We start from the raw sequence: 12,125 nt of genomic DNA, 5'->3' as shown, positions 1-12,125 counted from the left end.
AGCTTTTACTTTCTCAAACCCCAGTTTGCTTTCTCATTTTGGTGTTTTCCGCAAGCAAAAGCAGCTTTTACTTTCTCAAACCCCAGTTTACTTACTCCTTTAAGTAATTCACGCATTCATTTTGGTATATTATTGAGCCGAAAGCTGGCGCTCGTTCTAGTAAAGAAGTGTAAATATACAGGCGATCGCTTAAAAAGGAATCCATTCCAACTGATCTATCCATTCTTCCGCCTCAGTAGTCTCCCAAACTAGCAACAGTTCTTGTGCTAATTGTCCTATTGGTATTCTCGGACGCAACCAGAACAAGCCCCAAATACATCCACCTTCTAACCAATGTGCTTCTAAATGAGCCGGCATACTAGCGCGGTTATCTGTCACTAACAGCCGTTGAGATAATTGCAGATAACGCAATACCTCAGGGTCTAAAGTTCCTAATGTTGGTGCATTACTTTCACCCACACGCAAAATATCTATCGCTGGGTTAAGACGAAGAACAGCTACTTTCAAGCGTGGTGACAAATTTTCATCGAGTAAAAAACGAACCTTCACTAAGCACTTACCTGACGTTCATTTCTTTGAGCTTTTAATATTCTGAGCCGTTGTACCAAAGGTGAAGGATTTGCAAGCGATTCTTGGTAACGCTGTTTGCGCCATGTTGCTAGACGTGAGAGATAAGCTTCGATATCAGCGCGATTATGGAGATAGTAAGTAATAGTAGCGTGAATTTGCTCCAAACTTAAACTGGGTAGATTAGCAGCAATTTCTTCCGGCGTATATCCTTCCAAGTAATAATCAAGTACATTGTCGATGCCGATGCGGTGTCCTTTCAGGCGAATATCATCGGCTGATAAAAAGTCAAAATAATCTTCTAGTTGCATAGGTCTACCCAAATAGAGTTCATCGCTATATTATCTCGTCTTAAAGCCTTAAATGATGGTGTTGTCAAGGCGTAGGCGTAGCCCGTCGTAGACATCGCTCTACAAAAGAAGTGTAAATTTACAAGCGATCGCCTAAAATGAAATCCATTTCTTACTTATATAGGCAATCGCCTCACGCGGAAAGTTTCATTACTTACAGAAACAATTGCTCCTACCTCTAAATCTTCTTGACATTCACTCAAAACATTTGTCAAACGTTTATTAATTGCATCGTAGTTGTCATTTCCTAATCTAAACAAAATAACACTAGGTAAACTATCTCCACTCACAGCTAAAAGTTGAGCAAAATCTAAATCTATAGTTAATAAAATTCTCCCTTCTGTACGGGCTTTAATTAAAATTTCATTATCTGGTAGTCTTTGCAAATCTTCATCGCGTAAATGCACGACATCATAACCATCACCACGCAACCAAAATACAGTACGTAGTGAAATTCCCATATCTACCAAAAACTTCATTTTACTGGTTAAGCAATTTTGAATGGATAAACCCGTTCTTGAGTCAACCACGCTGCATAAAGTAGAGATTGACGAATATCCTCTGCTTCTAAATCAGGATATTCTTCTAAAATTTCTTCTACAGGTTTTCCATTAGCTACCAAATTGACTAATAAAGAAACCGGAATTCGCATCCCACGAATGCAAGCTTGTCCACCCATAATGCTAGGGTCAAATGTAATTCTATCTAGACCTAACATAAAATTATCTCTCCCAAATCTCTCTCAAAAACCAACTCCAATCCACAGCAAACGCTACCCTAGAAATCAGTATCACTCAAACTTTAAAGTTTCAACCATGATAGCCTCGCCCCAACAAAACTACGTCACCGTTGAAGAATACCTCCAAATAGAGGAACAGAGCAATATCAAGCATGAATACATCAACGGCTACATCTACGCAATGGCTGGGGCACTAGATATACACGTTACCATTGCTCTTAACCTGGCATCTCTCCTCCGTAATCATCTGCGCGGCTCTGGAAGGCGTGTTTACATCGCTGACATGAAAGCCAGAATTGAATCTCTGAATCGCTTTTATTATCCCGATGTGATGGTTACTTGCGATCCACGAGATCGAGAAACGCCAGGTTATAAAAGATTTCCCTGTTTAATTGTCGAAGTTTTATCTAATTCTACCGAAGCCTTTGACCGGGGCGATAAATTCGCTGATTATCAAACCCTGGAAAGTCTGCAAGAATATGTTTTAATTAATACAAAACGTCAACGAGTTGAGTGTTTTCGACGCAATGAGCAAGGGTTGTGGGTTTTACAATCCTACACAGCAGAACATCAATCATTTCGACTCAATAGCATCGATTTTGAGGAAACAATGGCAGCACTCTACGAAGATGTAGTCTTTGAATAATCAATTATTATAGGGTATTCGACGCAATATTTAGTAAACTATATAACTGATAAGCCTTGAAAGCTTCCTTACCAGGCGGAAGCGTTGATGAAAGCAGGCACAATTGATTAAATAAAAAGTTATGGCGCTCATAGTTCAGAAATACGGTGGTACATCTGTCGGTTCAGTGGAACGTATTCAAGCTGTTGCACAGCGTGTTTATAAAACTGTTCAAGCTGGAAACTCTATTGTCGTAGTGGTTTCGGCAATGGGCAAAACCACCGATGGACTCGTCAAACTAGCTACTGAAATTTCTCCAAATCCTAATCGCCGGGAAATGGATATGCTGCTTTCTACTGGCGAACAAGTAACTATTGCCTTACTCAGTATGGCTTTGCAGGAACTCGGACAACCCGCAATTTCTATGACTGGCGCTCAGGTAGGAATTGTTACTGAAGCTGAACACAGCCGCGCTCGGATTTTGCATATTGAAACTACTCGCCTAACTCGCCACATAAATGCAGGTAAAGTAGTTGTAGTAGCTGGCTTCCAAGGTATATCTAGCGTCGGAGAGATGGAAATTACGACTTTGGGTCGTGGTGGTTCCGACACGTCAGCAGTGGCGATCGCAGCCGCATTAAAAGCGAATTTTTGCGAAATTTATACAGACGTTCCAGGGATTCTGACTACAGACCCCCGCTTAGTTGCCGAAGCCCAGTTGATGGATGCCATCAGCTGCGATGAAATGTTGGAATTAGCTAGCTTGGGCGCAAAAGTGCTGCATCCCCGTGCTGTGGAAATTGCCCGTAACTACGGTGTTCCCCTTGTAGTTAGGTCTAGCTGGACGGATCAACCAGGTACTTGGGTGACATCAGCCAAACCCCAAGGGCGATCGCTGATTAATTTAGAAATTGCCCGTCCTGTAGATCATGTAGAATTTGACACTAACCAAGCAAAAGTCGCTTTGTTGCGCGTTCCCGACAAACCAGGTGTTGCAGCCAGGTTATTTGGCGAAATTTCTCGGCAAAAAGTAGATGTAGATTTGATTATTCAGTCAGTTCATGAAGGTAACAGTAATGACATTGCCTTTACTGTCACAACACCAATCTTAAAACGGGCAGAAGCAGTAGCAACAGCGATCGCCCCAGCACTGAGGAGTCAATCTAACCCCAAATTTGACGAAGCCGAGGTCATGGTAGAACATAACATTGCCAAAGTCAGCATCGCAGGCGCAGGAATGATTGGCCGTCCTGGTGTAGCTGCCAAGATGTTTGCCACATTAGCTGAAGCTGGTGTGAATATCCAAATGATTTCCACCAGCGAAGTGAAAGTAAGTTGTGTAGTCAATGCTGCCGAATGCGATCGCGCCGTCTTAGCACTCCGCACCGTCTTTGAAATCGAAGCAGGGGAGCAGGGGAGCAGGGGAGCAGGGGAGAATGCGTGCATAGATTCACCTCTGCCCCTCCGCCCCTTTGCCCCTCTGCCCAATTGTCCTCCAGTTCGAGGCGTTGCCCTTGATTTGAACCAAGCGCGTCTTGCGATTCGTCAATTACCAGATCGTCCGGGGATGGCGGCGAAATTATTTGGACTATTAGCGCAACATAATATCAGTGTTGATATGATTATCCAATCTCAGCGCTGTCGGGTGATTGATGGTGTTCCCAGGCGAGATATTGCCTTTACAGTCTCGCAGATAGACGGGGAAAATGCCAGAGAAATGCTTACTCAAGTAGCGGCAGAATTAGGATGGGGCGAAGTTGTTTTAGATAGTGCGATCGCTAAGGTGAGTATTGTCGGTGCAGGTATGGTAGGACAACCAGGTGTTGCTGCTAAAATGTTTGAAGCTTTAGCCCAACAAGAAATCAATATTCAAATGATTGCCACTTCAGAAATCAAAATTAGTTGTGTTGTGGCGCAAGAGCAAGGTGTAAAAGCTTTGCAAGCCATTCATGCAGCCTTTGAATTGGCTGGTAGCGAGAAATTTGTCGTGCCAGTATAAAACCTGAATCAATGAGCTTTCACCCTAAATCCCTCTCCCAAGCTTGGGAGCTACGGTAATACAGAAGTCGAATTACCCCCCTTAATCCCCCCTTATAAAGGGGGGAAACAAGAAAATCCGGTTCCCTCCCCTTTATAAGGGGAGGGTTAGGGTGGGGTAAAACCGTGATTTCTCAGCTATTTCAGACTTGTGTATACACGGTAGAGTTTGGGAGAGGGACTTTGAAATATACACGCCGTAGCAGCCAACGCATCGATCTCATTTGAAGTTGCTTAATAAATATTTATTTATATTTTAAAATCAGTAGTAATAACACGTAAGCTATAATCGAACAATTTATCAGACTATAATTTATCTTGATGAATAGTCATTTACTAGATGGACATTATCAAATACTAAAAGTTCTCAATGATGGGGAAAAAGAGAAAACCTATCTAGTTGAAGATGTTAGTCTTAATGGTAAAGAATTTATAGTAAAGCAGTTATCTCTTCCTAATAGCAATTCTCAAGCTTTAACAATCCTACGCCGCTTGTTTGCCAGTAAGGCAGCAACTTTAGAAAAACTCGGACAAGAACACGATAAAATTCAAAAGCTCATTGCTTCTTTTGAAGAAAATGAAGAATTTTATCTAGTTCAAGAATTCATACCTGGTAATCCTTTAACTGACGAAATCATTCAGGGACAACTTCTCAAGGAAGACCAAGTAATTAGTCTTTTGTCAGAGATATTAGAAACTTTAATCGTTGTACATAGCTATGGCGTAATTCATCGGAATATTACACCAGCAAATATCATTCGCCGAGGATCAGATAAAAAGTTAGTTTTGGTTAATTTGGGTACTTTTAATGAAGCGATGGATAATACTGTTGACAATTCCGAGTATATGCCAATAGAACAAATTAACGGCAACCTCAAATACAACAGTGATATATATGCTTTAGGTATGGTTGCGATCGCAGCACTGAAAGGTTTACCTACAAAGGAAATATCTAATTTGCGAAGTCAGAAAAATAAGCTGACAGGTGAAATACTTTGGCGCGATAAAAATCTCAAAGTTAACAGAAAATTAGCAAAAATTATTAATAAAATGGTGCGTTTTGACTATCGTAAACGCTACCAGTATGCAACGGAAGTTTTAGACGACTTGAAAAAGTTAATAAATGTTGATGACAATCGACAAAAACAGCATCAGAAAAAATTATTACTAGTTCTAGCAGGGATAGCTGGCTGTATTACCCTTAGTGTTGCAGCGTGGCAATTAAGATCGCCAAAACTTGTAAGTGATGCCCAACAGACATTATACCAAGAGGGAGTAAATAAATATGAGTCAGGAAACTATGAAGGAGCAATTGCAGATTTCAATCACATTATTGAATTAGAGCCACAAAACGCTTTAGCTTATAATCGGCGAGGTGATGCTTATTATCGATTAGGAGATTATGAGCAAGCACAAGCAGATTCTAGCCAAGCTATTTTACTGAATCCTCAAGATGCTAATGCCTATTTTGACCGAGGATTTGCTTTTTCGGAATTAGGCAAATATAAAGATGCGATCGCAGATTATACTCAAGCAATTAAGTTAAATTCTAAAGACGCTTATGCTTACTATGGACGAGGATTAGCTCGTGCTCAATCGAAGGATAATAAAGGCGCAGTTGGAGATTTTAGCAAAGCGATCGCTCTCAAACCTGAGTATACCGAAGCTTACTTGCAACGAGGTATTCTCCACCGCCGCCTCAAACAAAGACTTGAAGCAATCCAAGATTTTGATAAAGTAATTAAGATTAATCCTAGCGATGCCAAAGCTTATTATCAAAGAGGTTTAACTCAGTCTATTAATAAACAAAAAGATGAAGCAATTAAAGACTACACAGATGCAATCAATATCAATCCCAAATATATAGAAGCTTATCTAAATCGTGGTGATATTTATAGCGACCTGGGAAATAATGTAGAAGCTACTGAAGATTACAACACTATTTTACAGATCGATCCTAAATTTATTGCAGCTTATATTCACAGAGGTATTCACCGCTTTTCTTTTGGAGATTATAAAGGCGCTATTGAAGATTATACCGTAGCGCTGAAACTAGATACAAATAATATAGCAGTTTACAACAACCGTGGTAATGCTTATCTTGAACTGGGAAATAAAAAAGCTGCAAATCAAGATTATTCACGAGCGATCGCAATTAATCCTAAAAATGCCTTAGCCTATTATAACCGGGGTGTGATTCGCACCAAGCAGAAAAATAAAGCGGGTGCGATTGCAGACTTCAAAAAAGCTGCAAAACTATTCCAACAGCAAGGAGAACAAGATAGTTATCAAGATGCACGGCGAGAAATTGCAATTCTGCAAAATAAGTCAGCGCCAGCGCCAACTACTCGCCCGAAATCTGGGAAAATAGAAAAAAATTGAGCTACCACTCAATATAGTGTTGACTATCAATGGTCAAAACTCTTAGAGAGTGATTGTGCTATAGCAAAGTGCTGAGTGCTGAGTGCTGAGTGCTGAGTGCTGAGTAGAAACCCAGTTGCTTCAGAGCTTTGAGCAATCAACACTGTCCTAAGCTATCTGACGACGGCTATATTTAAATGTGTTTTATTTTACAATTTTACGACTAGTACTTTATCAAACTAGTTTTGAGAGTTGGTAGTAAACTCTTTAGTGCTTACTACTTAGCGTTATAAATTATAGGCTTTGACATTTTATGTGTCGTTGTAGTCAAATCAATTATCGCTCAATATGAGTCCCCGTGTTTTTTCACGACTCAATTAGGATTGCTATATGCTAACTCTCCTGACTTTTTATCCAGATAACCTGGAAATATTCACCAACAGGGATGTCGATACGGTACTGAAAAGAATTGATGGTTCTCATAATATTTGGTTGCGCTGTATTTACTTCCGCGATCGCACTGGAACAGCTAAAATTATCAAGCACTTTGGCCTCAATCCATCTCGTGTTAACATGATTTTTAACCATTCTCCTTTAGGAATTGATAAAGACATAGAAGATTGTTTATTCGATAGCTATGAAATCCTAAGTTCTCAAATAAAAAATAATGAATTTGAGCTTGTGCGTGGCAATATTGTAGTTGGAAATAATTTTATCATAACTTTTGAAATTACTGAACTAAAAATATTAAGCATTTTAGTTACTAATCTTCAAAAGCGAACTTTAGATATTCATAAGTTAGGCATGGACTATCTTTTTTATCTTATATTTAAAGACATTTTGAATAATTACGAAACTGTATTTACCTATATTTCTAGAAAACTTGATGATTTAGAAGATGAAGTTTTAGACAATTCTGGTGATGAATCAACGTACCAGAAAATTGCCAAAATGAGGCAATCTACTCGTTCTGGACGCCGTAATTTTCAAAGCATCAAGTTACTTATGGCTATTATGGATAATGAAGATTTCCAATGGATCAGCCAGCCAGTGAAAGAATTATTCAATCAAGAACTGGTTCATCACGTTGATAAACTCTGGCAAGAATATCAAGCTTTAAGAGCCTGGATGTCAGAATTAATGGAAATTCAACGCGATAATATTGCTAGCAAAACAGGCGAACGAATTAATCGCCTAACTATCCTCTCAACCATATTTTTACCAATCACTTTTATGTCTGGTTTCTATGGTATGAACTTCAAATATATGCCAGAGTTAGAACAACCTTGGGCTTACCCGGTGGTGATATGTATGATGGCATTAATTGTGATTGGCAGTATTATCTATGTCAAAAAACAACGTTGGTTGTAGTATATATAAAGTTATTAATAAAACGATTATCGATTTATTAAAAAAATCGTGGTTATAAGTCTGTCAGTTCAGAGCAAATCAAATCAGATTTATATACTTTCCTTAAGGAGACTGAATCAACCCTAAATCGGTAAAAAACGGGAATTTTCCATTGATTATTCGTGCTGAAAAACATAACGATAAAAGAGCGATCGCTACAACAGATGGATCGTTTACATATCAGGATTTGCTCCACACTTCTAGTCAAATAGCAACAAGTCTTCTTCAAAATGTAGAAGATTTACACGAGCAGCGAGTTGCCTTTCTCATCCTACCTGGTTTTGAGTATGTAGCGACTCAATGGGGAATTTGGCGGGCTGGTGGCATAGCTGTACCTCTGTGTGTTTCCCATCCCCGCCCAGAATTGGAGTATGTAATTACTAATTCTGGAGCATCGATTATTGTTGCTCATCCCAATTTTGAGGATATACTGCGATCGCTTGCCCAAGAACACAATTTGCGATTTATCCTCACCTCAGAAACGCTCCCGTATAATGTGAGTTGTCTCCCAGAGATAGATATCACTAGACGCGCCTTAATTCTCTACACTAGCGGTACAACAGGTAAACCGAAAGGTGTAGTTACGACTCACCAAAATATTCAAGCGCAAGTGACTAGCTTAACTACCGCTTGGGAATGGACATCGGACGATCGCATTTTGCATATCCTGCCACTACATCATATTCATGGGATTATTAACGTACTGACTTGTGCTTTATCGTCTGGAGCAGAATGCGAGATATTGAGCAAATTTGATGCCGAAACCGTTTGGAACCGAATTTGTGACGGCGACTTAACATTATTTATGGCAGTTCCAACAATTTATGTAAAGCTAATTGCGGCTTGGGAAACTGCCTCTAAGGAACGCCAACAAATCATGTCAGAAGGCTGTGCTAAAATGCGCCTGATGGTTTCTGGCTCGGCAGCATTGCCAGTTCGAGTTTTAGAAAAGTGGCAGAGCATCAGCGGCCATTTTCTGCTTGAGCGCTATGGTATGACTGAAATCGGCATGGCGCTATCGAACCCTTTACACGGTGAACGGTTATCTGGATATGTAGGAAAGCCTCTACCTGAAGTTGAAGTGAGATTAGTGAATGAAAGCACAGAGTTAGTTACAGCCGGAACACCAGGAGAGATCCAAGTTAAAGGCCCTGGAGTGTTTCTAGAATATTGGCAAAACCCCCAAGCAACCGCCAAAGCGTTCCAAGATGGCTGGTTCCGTACTGGAGATACCGCCGTAACTGAGAACGGTAACTACCGAATTCTGGGACGGATGAGCGTGGATATCATCAAAACGGGAGGCTATAAAGTTTCAGCTTTAGAAATTGAAGAAGTACTGCGATTGCATCCAGATATTCAAGAATGTGCAGTAGTTGGGGTTGCTGATTTAGAGTGGGGTGAACGGGTTTGCGTGGCGTTAGTATTGCAAGGTTCACAACCTTTAACCTTACAAGCTTTCAGGAGTTGGGCAAAAGAGCGATTGGCTGTTTATAAAGTGCCAACCCAAATTCTGATAGTTGAAGAATTACCGCGCAACGCGATGGGGAAAGTGACTAAGCCGACGGTGGTTGAGCTATTTCGAGCATAGCGATCGCTAATACCCAATTAGACCTGAAGTTGTAGGGGCGCAAGGCCTTGCACCCCTACTCGATCGAAACTTAGAATCTGACAAATGACGTGAAATCAACCTATGAGTGACTTAGTTTTTCTACCTGCTCATCAACTTGCTCAGATGATTCGCGATCGCCAAGTCTCTGCTGTCGAAGTGTTCGATGCTTACCTGGCGCAGATTTATAAACACAACTCAAAGCTGAATGCGATTTGCACGTTAGACGAAGACAATGCTCGTACCAGAGCAAAGCTTGCAGATGAAGCCCTAGCTAGAGGAGAATACTGGGGCGCTCTGCACGGTGTCCCTGTGACGATTAAAGACATTTTTGAAACAGTAGGACTCCGTACCACAGCGGGTTACATTCCTCTCAAAGACTACATTCCTCAACAGGATGCCACCGTTGTTGCCAGGCTGCGGACAGCAGGAGCCGTTATCCTGGGAAAAACCAACATGGCAGAACTGGCTGGTGATTATCAAAGTACAAATTCTCTGTTTCCACGGGTAAACAATCCCTGGAATCTTGACTATACAGCAGGTGGCAGTTCTGGAGGTAGTGCTGCTGCTGTTGCAGCCGGACTTTCACCATTAGATATAGGTAACGATATTGCAGGTTCAGTGCGCCAGCCTGCAACTTTCTGTGGCGTGTATGGCTTAAAGCCAACTGATCGCCGTATTTCCACCGCCGGAAGTATCCCTGAAGTACCGGGAATGCCGCTATGCTTGCGACAAATGTTGACTATTGGCTGTTTTGGGCGATCGCTCGAAGATATTCGCCTTTGTTTCTCGCTGATCGCTGGTGCAGATGTGCGTCGCCCAGATGTGCCACCGATTCCCCTTGATACTCCATCAGGCAAGTCTTTGCAGGATCTTAAAATTGCTTGGATTGATGAATGGGTAGAGGTTCCCGTTGCTGCACAAATTCGAGGTGCAGTACAGACAGTGGTGCAAAAACTTGCTCAAGCAGGTACTCATGTTGAACGCTGGCTTCCCAAAGATTTTGATTTATCGACAGTGTGGAACCTCTGCGGGCGGATGGAAGCATATATCAACAACTACGCCCAACCCAAGGATCGCTATAATGTGCTACGCAGCTTAGAGTTACTCTTTCGCACGGCAACTCAAGGCGACAAAAAATTGCGAAAATTAGGGAATTTCAGCAGCTTTCTGCCAGAACTTTTGAATCCCAGCTTAAGAGGATATTTCGAGACACTCACCGAGCGCGATCGCTTCATTGCCCAAATCGATGAAGCTTTAGAAGCGTGGGATGTATGGCTCACTCCTGTGACAGCAACTCCTGCATTTACCCACTGTCCGGCTTGGAGCGCCATTGATATAGACGGCAAATCCTATCCTCATGCGGTGGCAAACGGAGCTTACACTATGCCATTTAATCTCAGTGGTCATCCGGCGGTGGTGATTCCGATTGGGCAAACTCACAATGGCTTACCGATTGGAATCCAAATTATTGGCAAGCGATGGCGCGAGATGGAGTTGCTTGCGATCGCTCAAGAACTTGACAAAGCGGTTGGTGATTTCCGCCATCCATTAGGCTATTAAAATAATTCGTAATTGATAATGACGCTCTCTACGAGACGCTAAAAGCGAACGAAGACTCGCTAACGTAATTCGTAATTGAATTAGTTAGGGATTTAAACCCCAACTAATTTTAGACCGCTAATTTCAAAAAATTTAGCGTGGTGTTCCGTTCCTTTTAATTACGAATTACGAATTACGAATTACGAATTACGAATTACGAATTAGTAATTATTGTTGAGGAATGGCAGCAATTAAATGCAAACCCTCTCCTCTGCACCTAAAGCTCCTCTGCTACCTCAAAGTGCAAATTAAAAGCACAACAGCTTATCTGTTGGGTGTTGCAGTTGATCTGGGGTGATTAGGAATGTTATGCCGTAAAAGATTTTTGGGAATACTATCTGGTAGCTAAACACAAATCTCAAGCTAGGGAGTGTGAACTATGAAAACCTACACAGATCGAGTTAAAGCCGAACTCTTTTACAACGAAGGTAATGTAAGCGCTAAGATGAGCATGTTTGAAAATGCTCTGTCTCTTTACGATCAAGCTATCACTCTTGATGACGCCAATCCAATGTACTACAACAATCGTGCTGCCACGCTTAAGAGGCTCGGTAGGTTTCAAGAAGCGATCGAGCAATATGAAGAAATTGTCCACAAATTTCCCGACTATGGAAAAGCTTTTCTTTCCATAAGCAGCACATATATTGAAACAGGTAATTATCAAGGGGCTGTTTCCAGCTATCGGCGTTTTATTGACGCGTACAACAAGGGGCAGTTCACCTTTAATCCAATATGGGGAGGAATCAATCAAAGTACGTATGGAGAGAGTTTGCTAGGGGAGCATCCCACTTTTTATTATTTAAAAAAAGGTAAATAAAGCATGAGAAG

At 41.3% G+C, this 12,125-nt stretch carries 11 protein-coding genes; 7 read left to right on the top strand and 4 right to left on the bottom strand.

Going from position 1 to position 12,125, the window contains the following annotated elements; genetic code table 11:
- Positions 1 to 189: 189 nt before the first annotated feature.
- The 4 genes from ACFE93_RS31770 to ACFE93_RS31755 all read right to left on the bottom strand — a co-directional run bounded on the left by ACFE93_RS31770 (position 190) and on the right by ACFE93_RS31755 (position 1,635).
- Positions 190 to 549: a DUF5615 family PIN-like protein gene (locus ACFE93_RS31770; RefSeq protein WP_375479659.1), complete on the bottom strand. Its 360-nt coding sequence runs from the start codon at positions 547 to 549 to the stop codon at positions 190 to 192.
- The gene (locus ACFE93_RS31765; RefSeq protein ID WP_375479657.1) at positions 549 to 878 is read right to left on the bottom strand and encodes a DUF433 domain-containing protein; all 330 of its coding nucleotides are present in this window, start codon (positions 876 to 878) and stop codon (positions 549 to 551) included. The genes ACFE93_RS31770 and ACFE93_RS31765 overlap by 1 nt, the downstream gene beginning before the upstream one ends.
- Before the next feature lie 155 nt (positions 879 to 1,033).
- Complete coding sequence (locus ACFE93_RS31760) at positions 1,034 to 1,396, bottom strand: DUF5615 family PIN-like protein (RefSeq protein ID WP_375479655.1); 363 nt, start codon at positions 1,394 to 1,396, stop codon at positions 1,034 to 1,036.
- A gap of 8 nt (positions 1,397 to 1,404) precedes the next feature.
- A complete protein-coding gene (locus ACFE93_RS31755; RefSeq protein ID WP_334932525.1) occupies positions 1,405 to 1,635 on the bottom strand; it encodes a DUF433 domain-containing protein in 231 nt (76 codons plus the stop codon).
- Between the two features lie 97 nt (positions 1,636 to 1,732).
- Here ACFE93_RS31755 and ACFE93_RS31750 point away from each other — a divergent pair, with 97 nt between their 5' ends.
- The 7 genes from ACFE93_RS31750 to ACFE93_RS31720 all read left to right on the top strand — a co-directional run bounded on the left by ACFE93_RS31750 (position 1,733) and on the right by ACFE93_RS31720 (position 12,114).
- The gene (locus ACFE93_RS31750; protein ID WP_375479653.1) at positions 1,733 to 2,302 is read left to right on the top strand and encodes a Uma2 family endonuclease; all 570 of its coding nucleotides are present in this window, start codon (positions 1,733 to 1,735) and stop codon (positions 2,300 to 2,302) included.
- Positions 2,303 to 2,423: 121 nt separating this feature from the next.
- Positions 2,424 to 4,280: an aspartate kinase gene (locus ACFE93_RS31745; protein ID WP_375479651.1), complete on the top strand. Its 1,857-nt coding sequence runs from the start codon at positions 2,424 to 2,426 to the stop codon at positions 4,278 to 4,280.
- A gap of 359 nt (positions 4,281 to 4,639) precedes the next feature.
- A complete protein-coding gene (locus ACFE93_RS31740) occupies positions 4,640 to 6,700 on the top strand; it encodes a tetratricopeptide repeat protein (RefSeq protein WP_375479649.1) in 2,061 nt (686 codons plus the stop codon).
- Between the two features lie 369 nt (positions 6,701 to 7,069).
- Positions 7,070 to 8,050, top strand: a complete 981-nt coding sequence (locus ACFE93_RS31735; protein ID WP_375479647.1) for a magnesium transporter CorA family protein — start codon at positions 7,070 to 7,072, stop codon at positions 8,048 to 8,050.
- A gap of 151 nt (positions 8,051 to 8,201) precedes the next feature.
- Positions 8,202 to 9,677: an acyl-CoA synthetase gene (locus tag ACFE93_RS31730; RefSeq protein WP_375479645.1), complete on the top strand. Its 1,476-nt coding sequence runs from the start codon at positions 8,202 to 8,204 to the stop codon at positions 9,675 to 9,677.
- A 102-nt stretch (positions 9,678 to 9,779) separates the two neighbouring features.
- Positions 9,780 to 11,258 (top strand): amidase, encoded by a 1,479-nt coding sequence (locus ACFE93_RS31725; RefSeq protein WP_375479643.1) that lies wholly within the window; start codon positions 9,780 to 9,782, stop codon positions 11,256 to 11,258.
- A 418-nt stretch (positions 11,259 to 11,676) separates the two neighbouring features.
- Positions 11,677 to 12,114, top strand: coding sequence for a tetratricopeptide repeat protein (locus ACFE93_RS31720; protein ID WP_375479641.1), 438 nt, complete (start codon positions 11,677 to 11,679; stop codon positions 12,112 to 12,114).
- The last annotated feature ends 11 nt before the right edge of the window (positions 12,115 to 12,125 follow it).

This window comes from uncultured Nostoc sp., from assembly GCF_964247315.1.
In the GTDB taxonomy this organism is placed as follows: domain Bacteria; phylum Cyanobacteriota; class Cyanobacteriia; order Cyanobacteriales; family Nostocaceae; genus Nostoc.
The sequence above is the reverse complement of the archived record's forward strand: the minus strand, read 5'-3'. Positions and strand labels throughout refer to the sequence as shown.